We start from the raw sequence: 17,993 nt of genomic DNA, 5'->3' as shown, positions 1-17,993 counted from the left end.
GACTCGATTGGGTTGCGATGTAGGTACCGGATCGGCGCGAAAAGGTTGCCTCCGGATCAGAAGGACCATGAAACGGTGGCTACCCAGGGCGAGGCGCCCATGACGTCCCATTGCCACCGCGTTTCCGGGTCCGCCAGGATGCGGTCGAGCTCGATCCGCCAGGGTCCGCGGTTCCACAGCAATCCCACGTGACCGTAGCTGTGGAAGTCCTCGCTGCGACGGTGGCTGTAGGAACCCGTATGGCCGTCATGGCCGTATTCGTGGGGACCTGCGTGACCGTAGCCGTAGGCGTTGTAGGGCGCAATCGGGGACTGCGCAATGCCCGCTCCGGCGGAAAGGGAAACGTGACGTGCCAGCGGCCAGTGGACACTGATGTCCGCGGCGCCGCGCAGCCGGTGCCGGCTCTGGCTGCCGACGACGTGGATGGCCGACAGGCCGAGGGTCAGCACGTCGCGGTAGCTCCAGCTGAGCCCGGTTTCGGCGCGGTCGAAGGCCCTGGAACGGGCCGTGCCGGCGTAGTGGTAGTAGAGCAGGTTCGCCTGCATCTGCCAGTCGCCGGCAAGCGACCAGTGGCGGGAGACCTGCGCCAGGGCGGCCACGAGGCGGTCGGGCGAGCGCACTTCGGCGCTGCCGGACAGGCCAAGCGACCAGCCGGCCGGGGAAGTCCAGGAGGCGGCCCCCTGCAGGATGGGTGTGCTGGAGGTCATCGCCTGCCCGCGGTCCACCAGCTGCGAGCTGAGCGCCACGGTGCCGTTGAAGGGGGTCGACTGGGCATGCAGCGCCGGCGTCAGGCATGCGCCGATGATCAGTGCCGCGAAACCGGTGACTGCAAGGAAGACAGGACCACCCCGGGCGGGGCAACGCCGCGGACGCGTCGTTGTGCGGGGATCCTTCATGAACGGCTCGAACGCATGCGGTCCGCGCCCATGAGGCCAGCGGGCGGGGCGGTCCAACGCGACTTGCCGGAGGATCTTCGGGCACATCGGTTCATGACGGAATGGCCAGTGTCGGCGGCGGAAACCCGGAGCGATCCGCGCAGGCCGAAGCATGTCACGGATGGAGGGTGCCGAGCGCGAAACACGATCGCCCAGATACCCCGGAACCGGCAAGACCATCGTGCTTTTCCCTTTCCCGATGCCGTGACAATCGGCGCCCTCCGGTTCGGCCGATTTCATGCGCGCCCCTGGCCAGCTTCGTCATGCGGCGGACCCGTGCATGGATCGGGAGCCGTCTGAAGAACAGTGGGTGCCGACGGAGCCATGAAAGGTTGCCCCCGCGTCGCCGGCATCGGCCGCGACTCGCCGAGCCGGTACCGACGCAACCTTTCGTCCGCCAGGCGGCACCCAGATGAGTCGGTCGTCCCCGAAACCATCGCCGGGTCCGGAACATGGAAATCGAACGCATCCAGTTGCAGAAGCACGGCGACAGCCGCGGCATGCTGATCGCCTTGGAGCAGGATCGGAACGTGCCCTTCGTGATCCGGCGCGTGTACTACCTGTTCGCCACTCACGGCGGCGTGCATCGGGGCCGGCACGCGCATCGCCATCTCAACCAGCTCGCGGTGGCGGTGCGCGGCTCCGTCACCTTCCTGCTGGACGACGGCAGCGGGCCGGTGGAGGTCGTGCTCGACGACCCCTCGTACGGCCTGCAGCTCGGCAGCATGGTGTGGCGCGAGCTGTACGACTTCAGCGAGGACTGCGTGCTGATGGTGCTGGCCGACCACCTGTACGACCCGGACGACTACATCACCGATTACGACGCCTTCCTGAGCGAGGTCCATGGCGTCGTTTACCCGGAGGGCGTGGCGGCGTGCCAAAGCCTCTAGTCCTCATCGGTGCGGGCGAGTTCGCGCAGATCGCCTGCGAGTATTTCGAGCACGACGCCGGGCGCGACGTGGTCGCCTTCAGCGTCGAACGCGAGTATCTCGCGCAGCCGCTGCTGGCCGGCCGCCCGGTGGTGGCCTATGAGACGCTGGAAACGGACTACCCGCCGGCGGACGTCGACGTGTTCGTCGCCATACCGGCCAGCCTGCTCAACCGCCTGCGCACGCGCCTTTACCAGGATGCGAAGCGTCGCGGCTACCGCTTCGCCACGTACGTCAGCTCGCGCGCCTTCGTCTGGCGCAATGCCGAGCTGGGCGAGAACAGCTTCATCTTCGAGGGCAACGTCGTCCAGCCGTTCGTGCGCATCGGCAACAACTGCATCCTGTGGAGCGGCAATCACGTGGGGCACCGCACGGTCGTGCATGACAACGTGTTCGTCGCCTCGCACGCGGTCATCTCCGGCTACTGCGAGATCGGCGACAGCAGCTTCGTCGGCGTGAACAGCACCTTCAACGACCACGTGAAGGTCGCGCCCGACAACGTGATCGGCGCGGGCGCGCTGGTTACCCGCGACACCGAGCCGGGCCGGGTCTACGTCGGCTCGCCGGCCCGGGCGGTACCCGGCCGGTCGAGCTTCGACGTGAGGCTTTGAACGACGCATGTTCGAATGGACCAAGAAAGGCCTGGTGTTCGAAACCGCGCGGCAGGGCGTGGGCGGCTGGATGCTGCACTCGGCGCTCACCCCGACGCCGTACCGGATCGACGACGAGCTCATCCGCGTCTATGCGGGGTTTCGCGATGCCGACGGCGTCAGCCGGATCGGCTACGTCGACGTGCGGGCGGACGATCCCGCGACGATCGTGCGGGTCAGCGCCGAACCGGTGCTGGACGTCGGCCGGGCCGGCTGCTTCGATGACAACGGCATGATCCTGGGCGACCTCGTCGACGCGCCGGGCGGCCTGCACATGTTCTATGTCGGATTCCAGCGCGTGGCCCGGGCCAAGTTCCTGGCCTTCAGCGGCCTGGCCGTTTCCCATGACGGCGGGAACAGCTTCCAACGCACGCAGGAAACCCCCATCCTGGATCGCGCACCCGGCCGCAGCACCATCGGCGCGGTGCATTCGGCCATGTACGAGAACGGCCGCTGGCGCCTGTGGTATGCGGTGGGCGACGATTGGGAGAGCATCGGCGGCCAGCCGTTTCCGCGCTACCACATCCGCCATGCGGAGACGGACGACCTCGCCGCGATTCCGCGCGAGGATCGCGTCTGCCTGCGGCCGCAAGGCAGCGAGTACCGCATCGGCCGGCCGCGCGTGTACCGCTTCGGTGGCCGCTACGTCATGGTCTTCACGCGCGGCAACGTCACCGGCGAATACTTCCCTGGCGTCGCTGTGAGCGACGACGGCATCGCATGGGAACGCTGCGACGAGAGGCTGGGCATCGCGCTGTCGGCCAGCGGCTGGGACTCGCGCACGCTCTGCTATCCCGCGCTGATCCGCGGCCGCGACAAGCTGCTGATGTTCTACAACGGCAACGACATGGGCGTGGACGGCTTCGGCGTGGCCGAGGCCGACCATGGCGATGGTGGTGGCGATGTGCAGCGTTAGGCCCTACACCGCCGCCGACGTGAACGCCTGGGACGCGCTGGTCGGGCGTTCCCGCAACGGCAACCTGCTGCACCGGCGCGGCTACATGGATTACCACGCCGACCGTTTCGTCGACCAGTCGCTGATCGTCGAGCGGCACGGCGAACCCGTGGCGGTGTTCCCCGCGAACATTCGGGACAACGTGGTGACCAGCCACGGCGGCCTCACCTATGCCGGCCTGGTCACGACGCAGGCCTTGCGCGCCGAGTCGACGCTGGGCGTGTTCGAGCAGATCGCCAGCCACTACCGCGCGCTCGGCGTGGAGCGCGTGATCTACAAGGCGGTGCCGCACATTTTCCATACCTATCCGGCCGAGGAAGACCTGTATGCCTTGCACCGGTTGGGCGCACAGCTGAAGCGGCGCGACCTGTCCTCGGCCATCGCGCTGCGCGAGACGTTCCACTTCACGCAGGGGCGCCAGCGAGCGGTCAACAAGGCGCGCAAGGCTGGCATCGGCCTGCATACCAGCACCGACTCGGCCGATTTCCACGCGCTGCTGAGCGAGGTGCTGCGCAAGCACGACACCCGGCCGACGCACAGCCTGGCCGAGCTGCGCCTGCTGCAGTCGCGCTTCCCGCAGCACCTCGTACTGCACGAGGCGCGCCGCGACGGCGCCCTGCTGGCGGGCGTGCTGGTCTACGACCTGGGCAAGGTCGCGCACACCCAGTACATGGCGGTGTCGGAGGAAGGGCGGCACCTGGGTGCGCTCAGCCTGCTGCTGGCGGAACTGATCGGCGGCGTCTATGCGAACCGCGCGTATTTCAGCTTCGGCATCTCGACCGAGCAGGAGGGACGCGTGCTCAACGGCGGCCTGGTCACGCAGAAGGAGTACTTCGGCGCCCGCGCCGTGGTGCACGATTTCTACGAGTGGCTGCTGTGATGGAGGGCGGGCAAATGGATAGCGGCCTGGTGGAAACCGAACCGATGGACGTCCCGTTCCTCGACGTCGGGGCGATCAATGCGCGTCATGCCGACGAGTTGAAGGCAGCGGCCGCGCGGGTGATCGATTCGGGCTGGTACGTCATGGGCGAGGAACTGGCCGCCTTCGAGCGCGAGTTCGCCGCCTACTGCGGCGTGCGCCACGCCGTGGGCGTGGGCAGCGGGCTCGACGCGCTGTCGCTGATCCTGCGCGGCTACAAGCAGCTCGGCGCGCTCGGCGAGGGCGACGAGGTCCTCGTGCCCGGCAATACCTTCATCGCCAGTTTCCTCGCGATCAGCGAGAACCGGCTGGTGCCGGTGCCGGTGGAGCCCGATCCGCTGAGTTTCAACCTCGACCCGGCCTGTGTGGAGGCAGCGATCGGGCCGCGCACGCGCGCGATCATGGCGGTGCACCTGTACGGCCAGCTGGCCGACATGCCGGCGCTGGCGACACTGGCCAGGCGGCACGAGCTGCTGCTGATCGAGGACGCGGCGCAGGCGCACGGCGCGATGTGCGACGGCCGCAAGGCCGGCGCGTTCGGCGATGCGGCGGCCTTCAGCTTCTTCCCCACCAAGAACCTGGGCGCGCTGGGCGACGGCGGCGCGGTGGTGACCGGCGACGCCGTGCTGGCGCAGCGGGTCGCCGCGCTGCGCAACTATGGCTCCGAGGTGAAGTACCGCCACCTGTTCCAGGGCGTCAATTCGCGGCTCGACGAGATGCAGGCGGCGATGTTGCGGGTGAAGCTGCGCCATCTCGACGAGGATGTCGCCTGGCGCCGCCGCGTGGCGCGCCGCTATCGCGACGGCATCCGCCATCCGCAGATCCGGTTGCCGCAGGTGGCGCACGAGGAGCAGCACGCCTGGCACCTGTTCGTGGTGCGCTGCCCTCATCGCGACGCCTTGCAGCGGCATCTGCTGGCGCACGGCGTCCACAGCCAGGTGCACTACCCGGTGCCGCCGCACCGGCAGCCGGCGTACCCGGCCCTGTACGATCTCCGGCTGCCGCTGACCGAGCGCCTGCACGAGGAAGTGCTGAGCCTGCCGATGGGACCGACCCTGGGCACGGATGCGGTGGAGCACGTGATCGCCGCCTGCAACGCGTTTGCGTGTCCGGCATGAACATCGTGCGCGCCGGCTTCTATTCCGCCATCGCCACCGGGGCGCGGCTGCTGGCGGCGCTGGTGGTGATCAAGCTGGTGGCATGGTTTGCCGGGCCCGAGGGCGTGGGCAAGCTGGGCCAGTTCACCAGCCTGATGTCGTTGCTGGCCGTGCTGGCCGGCGGCGGCATCAGCGCCGGCATCGTGAAGTACGTCGCCGAATACCGCCACGATCCGCAACGGCTGGCGCGCCTGCTGGCCGCCGCGCTGTGGTACGCGCTGTGCGCCTCCGTCCTGATGGGTTGCCTGGCGCTGCTGTTCAGCCGGCAGCTGGCCGTGTGGCTGCTGGACGATGCCGCCTATGCGGGCCTGATCCGCGTGCTCGCGGTGGCCCAGCTCGGCATCGCGCTGGTCAACTACATCCTGGCGGTGATCAACGGCTTCATGGACGTGCGCCGGCTGGCGCTGATCCAGGTGCTGGGCTCGCTGCTCAGCATCGTGATGGTGATCTGGCTGGCACGCTGGCTGCATCTGTACGGCGCCCTGCTGGCGCTGATCGTGAGCCAGCTGCTGTGGCTCGTCGTCGGCCTGCCGGCGTGGTGGCGCAGCCCGTATTTCCAGCGCAGCATGCTGCGGCTGCGCTTCGACCGCGAGATGACCTTGCGCCTCGCGGCCTTTTCGGTGATGACGCTCACCGCCGCCCTGGTCTCGCCGCTGGTGAATATCGCGGTGCGCGACCATCTCGCGCTGCAGCTCGGCTGGGAACAGGTCGGCTACTGGCAGGCGGTGAGCAAGGTGTCGGATGCCTACCTGCTGTTCCTCACCGCGGCCATCAACATCTACTACCTGCCCAAGCTGGCGGCGATCCGGGAGCGCGCCGCGCTGGTGGCCGAGCTGCGCAACGCGTACCGCTACATCCTGCCCGTGGTCGTCGTGCTGGCGGCGGCGGTGTACGTGCTGCGGGAGTGGGTGACGCGCCTGCTGTTCAGCGCGGACTTCGCGCCTGCCAACGCGCTGTACGCGCCGCAGCTGGCGGGCGACGTCGTCAAGATCGCCTCCTTCATCCTTTCCTACGTGATGCTGGCCAAGGCGATGACGCGGCTGTTCGTGATCTCCGAGTGCGTGTTCGCGGCCAGCTACCTGGCGCTGGTCTACGTGTTCACCGCGCACTTCGGCCTGGTCGGCGCGATGTACGCCTTCGCCGCCAACTACCTCGCCTACCTCGCGTTCAACGTGCTGGTCGTGCGGCATTACCTGGGAGGGCTGTGACGATGGCGTCCGACGTATCCAAAGGCACGGCGCCGCCGCTGGTCTCGGTGCTCATCCCGGCGTTCAACCACGAGCGCTTCGTGCGGCGCTGCCTGGACAGCGTGCTGGAAGACCCGTACCCGGCCAAGGAGCTGATCATCATCGATGACGGCTCGACCGACCGCACCGGCGCGCGGATCGCCGACTGGGTGGCCACGCATTGCATGGACATTCCCATCGAGTACGTGCAGCGGGAGAACCGCGGCGTCGCGGCGACCCTCAACGAGCTGGCGGCGCGCGCGAACGGCGAATTCCTGCGGCCGGGCGCCAGCGACGACTATCTGCTGCCCGGCGGCCTCGAGGCCCAGGTCCGCTACCTGCAGGCGCACCCCGGCAAGGGCGCGGTGATCGGCGATTCGATCGTGGTCGACCGGGACGGCAAGAAGCTGCACGACAGCGGCATGTGCGACCTGCACGGCGCCGACAAGAAACTGTACCGCTCCGACGACGGCATCCGCCGCGCCGTCATCCGGCAGTGGGCCATCGGCGGGCCGGTCGCCCTGATCAGGAACAGCGCGCTCGACACCGTCGACCGCTGGAGCGAAGGGCTGCGCATCGAGGATTGGGATCTGTTCCTGCGCCTGGCCGCGCGCGATGCGCTCGGCTTCATCGACGTCAGCGTCTGCGCCTACCGCATGCACGACACGAACCTGAGCCGGACGCGGCACGCCGAAACCCGCGTCGGCAACCTCATCGAGTCGCGGCATATCGCGCTGCGCCGGGCGAGCCTGTTCGACGAGCCGTACCGGACCCTGCTTCGGGCACAGTCGCATTACATCGACGCCAAGATCTCGTTCCTGCAACGAAGACCGGGACCGCTGCTTCTGCATGTGGCCGCCTACCTGTCGCTGGTCGTGGCGTCGAAGACCCGGCTGCCGCCGGCGCCCCGCGGCGTGGAGGGCATATGAAACGGCTGCTGCGCCTCCCTTCCGCCTGGCTCGGCCTGCCGATCCTGTTCGCCTGCGGGCTGACCTGGCTCACCTACGATTTTTCCGCCGACTACCTGCAAGGCCTGCTGCTGCTGGCCGTGCTCGCGGCGGCGATCATCCTGTTCGACGTGCAGGCGGGGGTCCGGCTGCCGGAATTCGCGCGGTTCCGCGCGCGCCATTACGCCGGCACCCGCGAGGCGTTCCTTGCGCTGGCCCTGGCCGCGCTGATCGTGCTGTTCTGCCTGCTCGATCTCACGCTGTTCCCGATCCCGCTGTTCGACAAGCCGTCGGCGTATGCCGTGATGGACGGCGGCCGCGCGCACATCCGGCACGTTTCGGACATGTGCTGGGTGCTGCCGCCGATCGGGCTGCTGTGCACCAGGAGCCGGCGGCTGCGCATCGCGCTCATCGCCATCGGCTTCGTGTTCCCGGTGCTGGTGATCGACCGCAACCGGCTGTTCGCCACCTTCTTCTCGTTTGCGCTGGTGCTCGTGCTGCGCCGGGACGAGGCCAGGCCGCTGCCGTGGAAGACCCTGCTTGGCCTGGCACTCGCCGGCAGCAGCATCTTCTCGATCCTCGGCATCCTGCGCTCGGGGCCGCTGGAGCACATCACGCTGCCGTTCAGCGCGATGTACCACGCCGCGCCGCAGGGCATCAAATGGCTGCTCCTGTACGTCAGCGCGGGCCCCTACAACTTCAGCGCGATCCTGGCCAAGGACTATGCCAACGCCGACTTCCTGATCAACCAGCTGGTGCCGCTGCACGGTTCGGTGGTGACGGCCGGGACGGGCATCCCGCTGGATGCGCCGAACATCAACGTCGGCACGGAGTTCTTTCCCTTCCTGATGGCGTTCGGCCCGTTCGGCGCCGCGCTTTCGGTGTTCGCGCTGTACGCGATGCTGCTGTGGAGCGTGCAGCGGCTGCGCCCGGCGGTGCCGCTGTTTTCCCTGCTGATGTTCCTGCGCGTTTCCTATGTCTGCGTGATGTCGCCGTTCGCGCCGCAGGCCTTCACCTGGACGAATGCCGGCTTCATCGGCATCTGCCTGTTCCTGCCGGTCATGGCGGCATGGCTGCCGAACCGCAAGGCACCGGCCGCCGCGCCGGCCCCGACTTCACCCTCCCTCCAGCGAGTACCGAACCATGGAACGCGATGAAATCTATCTGATCGACCTGTGGCGGATCTTCACCCGCGAGTGGATGTGGTTCGTGCTCGTGCTGGTGCTGACCCTGGCCTGCACCTACGCCTTCGCGCATTTGGTGAAGCGCCAGTGGGAGGCGACCGCCTGGATCCAGATCGCGCAGGTCGGGCAGGTGCCGTCGGGCCAGGATCCGAAGGTCGAGCCGCTGCAGCGCGTCACCGAGCGGCTGCAACTGGTGCCGTTCCAGAACGAGGTCCTGCAAAGCGCCGGTTATGCGAAGACCTCGTCGGTGGCCCAGCTGTACCGCAAGAGCCTGAAGCTGGAGCCGATGCTCTACGCGGGCTCGCTGGTTAAGCTGACCGTGCGGGCCTACTCCCGGCAACAGGCCAGCGAACTCGCCGCGGCGACGGTCGCCCGGCTGCGTGCGATCCATCAGGGTCTGGAAGAGGCGCCGCTGAAGTCGGCACGCGCGCGCCTCGCCCAGATCGAGTCCGACCTGCAGACCGCCGAGGCCGACCGTGCCCGCTACCAGCAGGCGGCCGCGTTGGAAAGCAGGGACGGCGCGGGCGGCAAGGACATGGCGAACCCGATGCTGGCCAGCCTGCTGCTGGCCAACAAGAACGAAGAGATCCGCAGCTTGCAGCAGGCGCGGGGCGATCTCGCCGAGCGCCTCGGCCCTGCCTACACCTATGAGACGTCGCTGATGTGGCCGGTCTATGTCCCCGACAGGCAGGCGTTTCCGAATCCCGAGCTGACCTATGGCATCGGCCTGCTGCTGGGGATTTTCCTGGGCTCGTCCGCGGCCTTGGCCAGAAACGTCGCGCGGCGGTCTGCGCGGAGCTAGCCCGATTCGCCGGCCGGGCATTCAACCAAAGCGGCCGCTACGGGCACTCACGGTCAGGAACTGAAGATGCCGGCTGCGGTTGGCCCGGTGCGTCGTGGCGAATCGCGGGCGGCATGCCGCTGGAACAGAGATCGACATGAATGGGCAGCACGAACTTGAAACCGGGGATCTGGGGGGACTCGTCCCGGACATGCGCCGGCCGCAGCGCGGCGGCATGTCGCTGGACGAGGCGCAGCTGCTCGACACGCAGCGCGCCTTCGACAGCGTCGCCGCCGACTATGACGGCCCGCGCGGCAACAACGAGCTGATCCAGCGCATGCGGCTGGCCATGTGGGACACCGTGCAGGGCGAGTTCCCGACCGCCTCGCGCCTGCTCGATCTGGGCTGCGGCACCGGCATCGACGCGCTCGAATTCGCGCGGCGCGGCCACCAGGTCGTCGCCAGCGACTGGTCGCCGCAGATGGTCGAACGCACCCGGGCGCGCGCCGTCGCCGAGGACCTGCAATCCCGCGTCACGGCCATCCATCTCGGCATCCAGCAGCTCGACCGGCTCGACGATGCATTCGACGGCATCTATTCGAACTTCGGCCCGCTGAACTGCGCGCCGGATCTCGGCGCCGTCGCGGCCGAATGCGCGCGCCTGCTCCGTCCCGGCGGCCGCCTGGTTTTTTCGGTGATGGGCCGGATCTGTCCGTGGGAGCTGGGCCACTATGCGCTGCGCGGCCGCTTCAGGCGGGCCGGCGTGCGCGCCGCGCGCGGCGCGACCGCGGTGGGCATGAACCACCACACGATCTGGACCCGTTACTACCTGCCGCGTGAGTTCTACCGCGCCTTCGCCGAACACTTTTCGCTGGCGGGCTACCGCGCGCTGAGCCTGTTCATGCCGCCGCCCTACCTGGTGGACTACTACCGCCGCCACCGCCGCTGGTGCGAGCGCCTGGGCGGGCTCGACGACCGCTTCGGCGCCCTGCCGCTGCTGCGCGGCATGGGCGATCACTTCCTGATCGTGATGCGGCGGCGCTGAGCCCATGGACGTTCTCCAGGCCGCGTTGGATATCAGCCTGTGCCGCGCGATGTCGGTCACGTCCGCCGGTGCCTCGCGCGCGCCGCTGCCGATCCGCGCCGGGCGGATCGGCGCCTCGCTGGCCGCGCGGGCCTGGCGGATCGACCTGCGCGACCATCTGATCTTTCCCGGCCTGATCAACGCGCACGAGCACCTGCACGTCAACGCCGTGCCGCCGCTGCGCAGCGGTGCGCCGTTCCCCAACAGCTACGCCTGGATCGCGGCGTTCCAGGCGCATTTCGCGGAACCCGCCGTCGCCGCCGCACTGCAGGTGCCGAAGGCACTGCGGCTGCGCCATGGCGCGCTGAAGAACCTGCTCGCCGGCACCACCTGCGTGGCGCATCACGATCCCTGGCATGCGGCGCTCGACGCGACGGATTTCCCGGTCGCGCTGCTGCGCGATTACGGCTGGAGCTACGCACTGGGCTGGCCCGGTTATGGGCCGCCGGTGTCGTCGAGCTTTGCCGCCACGCCCGCCGATCGCCCTTGGCTGATCCACCTGGCCGAGGGTACCGACGCGACGGCGCAGGCCGAACTCGATCAGCTGGACCAACTGGGATGCCTGGCGGCGAACAGTGTGCTGGTCCACGGCGTGGGCCTGCGCGAGCGCGACGTCGACCGGGTGATCGCCAGCGGCGCGGCGGTGGTCTGGTGTCCGACCAGCAACCACGCCCTGCTCGGGCGCTCGCTGGATCCGCGGCGGCTGTGCACGGCCGGGCGGCTGGCGCTGGGCAGCGACTCGCGGCTCAGCGGTGCGCGCGACCTGCTCGATGAAATGCGCGGGGTCGCCGCGCGCGGCGAGCTCAGCCCGCGGCAGCTGCTGGGGCTGGCCACCACCGATGCCGCGCGCATCCTGCGCCTGCCCTCGCGCGGCAGCCTCGCGCCGGGCGCGCGGGCGGACCTGGTGATCGTCGAGGACCGCGGCGGCGACGCGGAAAGCAACCTGACCGGCATCCGGCGCAGCGACATCCGCGCCGTGGTGCGCGACGGCGTGCCGCGCATCGCCGATCCCGATTTCGCCGAGTGGTTCGCGGCCACCGGCGTGGACGCCGTGCCGGTGACGCTGGACGGCAAGCCGAAGCTGCTGGCCGGGCCGCTGGCCGAGCCCGCGCTGCTCGCGCTCGAACCCGGACTCGAACGGGTTGCCGGGCGCAACACACGCGCGCGCGACGCCACCATCGAAGCCAGGTGCTACTGATGTCCCGCCAGCCGCTGCTCGAACCGCGTGAGGCCTACGCACTGTGGGCGACCAGCTATCCGGCGCATGCGCACAATCCGGTGATGCGGGCCGAGGAACGCGCGATGCTCGGGCTGATGCCCGGCGCATTGCGCGGACAGGCGGTGCTCGACGTCGGCTGCGGCAGCGGGCGCTACATGCTGCATGCGCTGCGCCGCGGCGCGGCGCGCGTGACCGGCGTGGATCTTTCGCCGCACATGCTGGCGCGTGCCGGCACCGAACTGGCCGCGCTGCACGCCGACGCGCCGGTCGCGCTGGTGCAGGGCAGTCTGGCCGCGCTGCCGCTGCCGGATGCGCAGGCGGACCTGACCGTCTGCGGCCTGGTCGTCGGACATCTCGACGACCTGCGGCAGTCGCTGACCGAGCTGCGCCGGGTGACCCGGCCCGGCGGCACGCTGCTGTGCAGCGACGTGCATCCGATCGGGCATGCGCTCGGCTGGCGGCGCGATTTCAAGTCCGGCGGCCTGAGCTACGCCGTGCGGCATACCCCGCACCTGTATAGCCATTGGCACGCCGCCTGCGAAGGACTCGGGCTGCGCATCGAGCAGGTGCTGGAACCCATGCTCGATCCGGCCGACGTCCCCGCCGGCGCGCACTTCGACCGCATGGCACTGGAGGTTCCCGTCGCGCTGGTGTTCCAGCTGCGCCGGGCGCCTTGATTCCACTTGCTTGCAGGCCTCCCCATGACCCATCCACCGCACACCTTGTTGATCAACCCCACCATCACCTCGCGTACCAGCGCGCGGTTCCCGCTGGCGCTGCTGCACCTGGCGGCGGCGCTGGACCGCAGCGGCAGCAGCCGCATCATCGACGGCAATGTGGACCGCGACTTCGTCAACGACACCCTGCATGCGCTGGAGCAGGACCGCTTCGACGCCGTCGGCATCGGCGTGATGGGCGGCCCGCAGGTGGCCCCGGCGATCGCCGTGTCGCAGGCGATCCGCGCGCGCTTCCCGGCGCTGCCGATCATCTGGGGCGGCTACTTCCCCACCCTGCACACGGACGCCACGCTGGCCGCGCCCTACGTCGACTACGCGGTCCGCGCGCAGGGCGAGGACACCTTGTCGGAGCTGGTCGCCACGCTCAGCGGCCACGCCGGTCCCGCCCTGGAGCAGATCGCCGGGTTGTCCTGGAAAAACGCCGGCACGGTGGTGCACAACCCGGCTCGCCGCATCGTGCGCAACGACCCCGCGGGGTTGCTGCCCTACGACAAGCTCGGCGATCCGCGCCGCTACCTGGCGCGCACCTACCTCGGCCAGCGCACCGTCGCGCACCAGGCGGCAATCGGCTGCCGCTACCACTGCACCTTCTGCGGCGTGGCCGCGATGTTCGGCGGCGCGACCTTCCTGCCCGCCGCCGCGCGGCTGGAGCGCGAGCTGGGCTATCTCAAGCATGAGCTGGGCGCGGACTCGGTGCAGTACTTCGACCACAACTTCTTCGACCGCGAGGCGGACATGGTGCCGCTGCTCGAAGTGATGGCCCGGTTCGAACTGCCGTGGTGGTGCTTCGCCCGCGCGGACGCGTTGCTGAAGCTGTCGGAGTGTTCGTGGGAACTGGTGCGCAAGAGCCGGCTGCGCATGGCCTACATCGGCGCGGAATCGCCCAGCGACCAGATGCTGCATGACATCCGCAAGGGCACGCGCCCGGACCAGACCCTGGCGGTGGTCGAACAGTGCCGCCGCTACGGGGTGATCCCCGAGCTGTCGTTCATGGTCGCGCCGCCGGAGAACACCGAGGAAGAGACCGAGCGCACCTTCGAATTCATCCGCGAGCTGAAGCGGATCAACCCGCAGACGGAAATCGTCATCTACGTCTACACGCCGCTGCCGGAGCACAGCCGCCACGAGAAGGACCGCAGCAAGCGGCCGGGCGCGCCGCTGCTCGACCTCGACGGCGAGCCGGTGGTGTTCCCCACCACGCCGGACGAGTGGACCCAACCGCACTGGGTCAATTACGCCTGCCACGTCGATGCGCCCTGGCTCACCGACAAGCTGCGCCACCGTATCAACGACTTCGTCACCGTGCTGCGCTGCCGCTACCCCACGGTGCAGGACCTGCGCGCGCCGCCATGGGCCAAGCGCAACCTGAGCGCGATGGCCGGCTGGCGCTACCGTTTCCGCAAGTACGACCGGCCGTGGGAACTGAACCTGGCGAACCGGCTGGTGCGCCTGCGCATGCCGCAGGTATCGGGCCTCTAGGCCGATGCCGGCCGTGCACGTGGCGCAGATCAATTTCCTGCCGGTGCCGGCAGGCCTCGCCTCGGCCGACGTGTTCGAGCAATGGCCCACGCTGGCCGACGTGGCCGAAGCGGTGGCCAGCGCCGGCACCCGCGTGTCGGTGATCCAGCTGGCGACGCGCCCGGAGCGCGTGCTGCGCAACGGCATCGACTACCGCTTCGTCGCGGTGCCCGGCGCAGCGCGGACGCGCCGTCTCGTCGAGGTGCTGGGCGAGATCCGCCCCGACGTGCTCCACCTGCACAGCCTGGGCTTCGCCGCGGACGCGTTCGCCTTGGCGCGGCACCTGCCGCAGTTGCCGATCGTGATCCAGGACCACGCCGACCGGCCGCCGCGCCGGTGGCGGCGGCCATGGTGGCGGCGCTGGTACGGGGCTGCCGCGGGCATCGCCTTCACCGCCGCCGACATGGCGCAGCCGTTCACCCGTGCCGGCCTGTTCGCGCCGCGCACGCGGCTGTTCGCGATACCCGAATCCAGCAGCCGTTTCACGCCGGGCGAGTGTGACCGCGCGCGTGGCGAGACCGGCCTGCGCGGCGACCCCTGCGTGCTGTGGGTCGGCCATCTGAACGCCGGCAAGGACCCGCTGACGGTGCTCGACGGCGTGGCCCGCGCCGTGCAGCGCTTGCCCGGCCTGCAGCTGTGGTGCGTGTTCGGCAACGCGCCGCTGCTCGATGCGGTGCGCCAGCGCATCGAGCACGATCCGCGGCTGGCCGGGCGCGTGCACCTGCTCGGCAAGGTGGCGCACGCGCGGATCGAGACACTGATGCGGGCCGCGGACCTGTTCGTCGCCGGCAGCCATGCCGAGGGCTGCGGCTATGCGCTGCTGGAGGCATTGGCTTGCGGCGTGGCGCCGGTGGCCACCGACATACCCGCGTTCCGCGCGCTGACCGGCGACGGCCGCGTCGGTCGCCTGTGGCCCTGCGGCGACGCCGCGCAGCTGGCCGAGGCGCTGGTCGATGTTGCGGCGAACCGGCCCTCGCCGGCGCAAGTGCGCGCCCACTTCGACGCCACGCTGTCGTTTGCCGCGCTGGGCCGCCGCTGGGCCGATGCCTATGCGCAGGTGCTCGACGACCGGCAGTGGAGGGGGGGATGAAACTCGCGCTGGTGGTGCCGGGCGGCGTGGATCGCAGCGGCGAGTTCCGCGTGATCCCGGCTCTGCTGGCGCTGATCGGGCGGCTGGCGCGCGCGCACGACGTGCATGTCTTCGCGCTGCACCAGGAAGCGGCGGCGGGTCGCTGGGAACTCGCCGGCGCCACCGTGCACAACATCGGCGACGGCTGGACGCGCGTGCGCGCGATCGCGGCGATCCGCGCCGAGCATCGCCGCGCGCCGTTCGACCTGGTGCAGGCGATCTTCTCCGGTTCCTGCAGCCTGGTCGCCGTCGCCGCGGCGAAATGGCTGCGGCGGCCGAGCCTGGTGCATGTCGCCGGCGGCGAGCTGGTCGCGCTGCACGCGATCGGCTACGGTGGCCGGCGCAAATGGAAAGGGCGACTGCGCGAGGCGGTGGTGCTGCGCGGTGCCGATGTCGTCACCGCGGCGAGCGCGCCGATCATCGACGCGCTGGCCGCGCTCGGTCTCAAGGCCCGGCGCGTGCCGCTCGGCGTCGACCTGCGCGGGTGGTCGCCGCTGGCACCGCACGGGCGCGGCGCGGGGCCGGCGCGGCTGATCCACGTCGCCAGCCTCAACCGGGTGAAGGACCAGCCGACCCTGCTGCGCGCGCTGGCGGCGCTGGCCAAGGCAGGGCTGGCCTTCCGCATGGACATCGTCGGCGTGGACACGCTGCACGGCGAGATGGAGCAACTGGCCTGCCGGTTGGGACTGGAAGACCGCGTCCGCTTCCACGGCTTCAAGACGCAGCGCGAGTTGCGCCCGATGATGGAGTCGGCCGACCTGCTGGTGCTGTCGTCGCTGCACGAGGCCGGCCCGCTGGTGCTGCTCGAGGCGGCGGTGGCGGGCGTGCCCGCGGTCGGCACCGCGGTCGGGCACCTGGCGGAATGGACGCCATCGGCGGCGCTGGCCGTGCCGGTCGGCGACTGGGCCGCCCTGGCCGGCGCGATCAGCCGGGTGCTGGCGGACGAAGCGCTGCGCCTGCAGCTGGCCGCCGCCGCACAGTGCCGCGCCGTGCGCGAAGACGCGGACCACACCGCGCGCGCGTTTGAGGCGCTGTATCTGCGCCTGCTTGCCGCGCGCGGATGAAATGCGTCGCGGACTCGCCGGGACCTGTAGGTCGTGATCGGTGCGCCGCCGTGCTGATCGCTGAAGCTATCGGCCAGAAGTGGCTGCTCGTTGCCCTGACTCCGTAGTGACCGACTGGAGGTCCGTCATTAGCGATCTTCGGTGCCTTGCGCGTAATTCTGGCCGAGGACGCAAAGCGATTGGACGAAGCCGCACGTGCATGCGACCGAGTGGAGTTGTCTTGCGGTCGACGCCCCAAGAGACCGCCCATGTCAAATGTCTCCGCTTGCTTGCTCGATGACTTTCAGGCGTGCGCCATACGCGCAGCACTTCGCTTCGAGTGTCTGTCCTTTCGTTCGCGCATCACGGACATAACGCTCGCTCCTTGAGGCTCTTTTGCCGAGGGAGGCGCCCGTGTTGATGATGTGGTAACGCGCTTGGGAGCATCTTCTTCCGAGCGCGGCGGAAGGCTGCTCGGCCGGCCTCATGTGCACTGATTTGTTCTGTTTCCGAGATTGGCCGTCTGGCTTTCCGTCCCTGCACATTTCGCCAAAGAGGCCAATGACCGAGGGGCAATTCCAATGAAAGCGATCGTGGTGACGGACCAGGCTGCGGGATTGGCCGGGATGAAGCTGATGGATCGGCCCGAGCCGCAGGCAGCGATAAACGACGTCGTCGTCGAGGTTCATGCGTCGGGATTCGTCCCGACCGAACTGGAGTGGCCCTCGACCTGGACCGATCGCCGCGACCGTGACCGAACACCATCGATTCCTGGGCACGAGCTGGCCGGAGTGGTCACCGCCCTCGGCTATGGCACGACGGGTCTGTCGGTGGGACAGCGGGTGTTCGGCCTCGCGGACTGGTATCGCGACGGCACCCTGGCGGAGCATGTAGCCATGGAGGCACGCAACCTCGCGCCGCTGCCGGGCGACGTCGACTTCACGGTGGGCGCGAGCCTGCCCATCTCGGGCCTGACCGCGTGGCAGGGACTGTTCGAGCACGGCCGTCTTCGGGCAGGGCAGAGCGTCATCGCGCACGGCGCGGCCGGCGCCGTCGGTTCGATGGTGATACAACTCGCGCGTGAGGCGGGCGCCTACGTCATCGGTACCGGACGCGCTGCCGACCGCCAGAAGGCGCTCGACTTCGGCGCGCAGGAGTTCGTCGACCTCGAGAACGACGCCTTGGAAGATGTCGGCGGCGTCGACCTGGTGTTCGATCTCATCGGCGGCGACATCGGGAAGCGATCTGCACGCCTGGTTCGCGCCGGTGGAACGCTGGCATCCATCGTCGGGCCGTCCGAGGTGCGCCCCACCGATGGCCTCGCGGTCGACTTCGTTGTCGAATCCGATCGCGTCCAACTGAATGAGATCGTGCAGCGGGTGCGGGACGGACGGCTGCGGACGAACATCGGCAAAGTCTCAACCCTCGACAACGCCGTCGCGACCTTCAACACGACCGAGCGGAACCACGGGAAGACGATCATCCGCGTTCGTCCGTGAGGACTCGGGGACGGTGAGCGATTCAGGAAATCGAGAACCGCGTCAACGTTTAAGCCTGCTTAAAATCATGACCTGCACGGT

General features: G+C 69.3%; 17 protein-coding genes. 16 read left to right on the top strand and 1 reads right to left on the bottom strand.

Translation table 11 applies throughout. From position 1 onward, the window contains the following. Window positions 1-56: 56 nt before the first annotated feature. Window positions 57-1,175, bottom strand: coding sequence for a hypothetical protein (locus tag ABIE04_RS08265; protein ID WP_354548532.1), 1,119 nt, complete (start codon window positions 1,173-1,175; stop codon window positions 57-59). Window positions 1,176-1,387: 212 nt separating this feature from the next. Between ABIE04_RS08265 and ABIE04_RS08260 the strand changes: the two genes are divergently transcribed. The 16 genes from ABIE04_RS08260 to ABIE04_RS08185 all read left to right on the top strand — a co-directional run bounded on the left by ABIE04_RS08260 (window position 1,388) and on the right by ABIE04_RS08185 (window position 17,912). Further along, window positions 1,388-1,825, top strand: a complete 438-nt coding sequence (locus ABIE04_RS08260; protein WP_354548530.1) for a sugar 3,4-ketoisomerase — start codon at window positions 1,388-1,390, stop codon at window positions 1,823-1,825. Beyond that, window positions 1,810-2,475 (top strand): acetyltransferase, encoded by a 666-nt coding sequence (locus tag ABIE04_RS08255; RefSeq protein WP_354548527.1) that lies wholly within the window; start codon window positions 1,810-1,812, stop codon window positions 2,473-2,475. The genes ABIE04_RS08260 and ABIE04_RS08255 overlap by 16 nt, the downstream gene beginning before the upstream one ends. Before the next feature lie 7 nt (window positions 2,476-2,482). Next, complete coding sequence (locus ABIE04_RS08250) at window positions 2,483-3,430, top strand: hypothetical protein (protein WP_354548525.1); 948 nt, start codon at window positions 2,483-2,485, stop codon at window positions 3,428-3,430. After that, window positions 3,417-4,349: a GNAT family N-acetyltransferase gene (locus ABIE04_RS08245; protein ID WP_354549836.1), complete on the top strand. Its 933-nt coding sequence runs from the start codon at window positions 3,417-3,419 to the stop codon at window positions 4,347-4,349. Before ABIE04_RS08250 ends, ABIE04_RS08245 begins: the two co-directional genes overlap by 14 nt. A gap of 44 nt (window positions 4,350-4,393) precedes the next feature. Further along, complete coding sequence (locus ABIE04_RS08240) at window positions 4,394-5,506, top strand: DegT/DnrJ/EryC1/StrS family aminotransferase (protein WP_354549833.1); 1,113 nt, start codon at window positions 4,394-4,396, stop codon at window positions 5,504-5,506. Beyond that, window positions 5,503-6,753, top strand: a complete 1,251-nt coding sequence (locus ABIE04_RS08235) for an O-antigen translocase (protein WP_354548523.1) — start codon at window positions 5,503-5,505, stop codon at window positions 6,751-6,753. Before ABIE04_RS08240 ends, ABIE04_RS08235 begins: the two co-directional genes overlap by 4 nt. A gap of 2 nt (window positions 6,754-6,755) precedes the next feature. Further along, a complete protein-coding gene (locus ABIE04_RS08230; protein WP_354548520.1) occupies window positions 6,756-7,700 on the top strand; it encodes a glycosyltransferase family 2 protein in 945 nt (314 codons plus the stop codon). Next, entirely contained in the window at window positions 7,697-8,875 is a 1,179-nt protein-coding gene (locus tag ABIE04_RS08225) for a hypothetical protein (protein WP_354548518.1), read from the top strand. The genes ABIE04_RS08230 and ABIE04_RS08225 overlap by 4 nt, the downstream gene beginning before the upstream one ends. Continuing rightward, window positions 8,862-9,704 carry a Wzz/FepE/Etk N-terminal domain-containing protein gene (locus ABIE04_RS08220; protein WP_354548515.1) on the top strand — a complete coding sequence of 281 codons (843 nt, stop codon included), beginning with the start codon at window positions 8,862-8,864 and terminating at the stop codon, window positions 9,702-9,704. The genes ABIE04_RS08225 and ABIE04_RS08220 overlap by 14 nt, the downstream gene beginning before the upstream one ends. A gap of 190 nt (window positions 9,705-9,894) precedes the next feature. Beyond that, window positions 9,895-10,728 carry a class I SAM-dependent methyltransferase gene (locus ABIE04_RS08215; protein ID WP_354549831.1) on the top strand — a complete coding sequence of 278 codons (834 nt, stop codon included), beginning with the start codon at window positions 9,895-9,897 and terminating at the stop codon, window positions 10,726-10,728. Window positions 10,729-10,732: 4 nt separating this feature from the next. After that, window positions 10,733-11,965: an amidohydrolase family protein gene (locus ABIE04_RS08210; RefSeq protein WP_354548513.1), complete on the top strand. Its 1,233-nt coding sequence runs from the start codon at window positions 10,733-10,735 to the stop codon at window positions 11,963-11,965. Continuing rightward, entirely contained in the window at window positions 11,965-12,663 is a 699-nt protein-coding gene (locus ABIE04_RS08205) for a class I SAM-dependent methyltransferase (protein WP_354548511.1), read from the top strand. Before ABIE04_RS08210 ends, ABIE04_RS08205 begins: the two co-directional genes overlap by 1 nt. A gap of 24 nt (window positions 12,664-12,687) precedes the next feature. Beyond that, the gene (locus ABIE04_RS08200) at window positions 12,688-14,202 is read left to right on the top strand and encodes a B12-binding domain-containing radical SAM protein (RefSeq protein ID WP_354548508.1); all 1,515 of its coding nucleotides are present in this window, start codon (window positions 12,688-12,690) and stop codon (window positions 14,200-14,202) included. Between the two features lie 4 nt (window positions 14,203-14,206). Next, entirely contained in the window at window positions 14,207-15,331 is a 1,125-nt protein-coding gene (locus ABIE04_RS08195; RefSeq protein ID WP_354548505.1) for a glycosyltransferase family 4 protein, read from the top strand. After that, window positions 15,328-16,434: a glycosyltransferase family 4 protein gene (locus ABIE04_RS08190; protein ID WP_354548503.1), complete on the top strand. Its 1,107-nt coding sequence runs from the start codon at window positions 15,328-15,330 to the stop codon at window positions 16,432-16,434. Before ABIE04_RS08195 ends, ABIE04_RS08190 begins: the two co-directional genes overlap by 4 nt. A 560-nt stretch (window positions 16,435-16,994) precedes the next feature. Then, window positions 16,995-17,912: an NADP-dependent oxidoreductase gene (locus ABIE04_RS08185; protein WP_354548501.1), complete on the top strand. Its 918-nt coding sequence runs from the start codon at window positions 16,995-16,997 to the stop codon at window positions 17,910-17,912. The last annotated feature ends 81 nt before the right edge of the window (window positions 17,913-17,993 follow it).

The sequence above is a fragment of the Rhodanobacter soli genome (assembly GCF_040548735.1).
GTDB classification, from domain to species: domain Bacteria; phylum Pseudomonadota; class Gammaproteobacteria; order Xanthomonadales; family Rhodanobacteraceae; genus Rhodanobacter; species Rhodanobacter soli_A.
The sequence above is the reverse complement of the archived record's forward strand: the minus strand, read 5'-3'. Positions and strand labels throughout refer to the sequence as shown.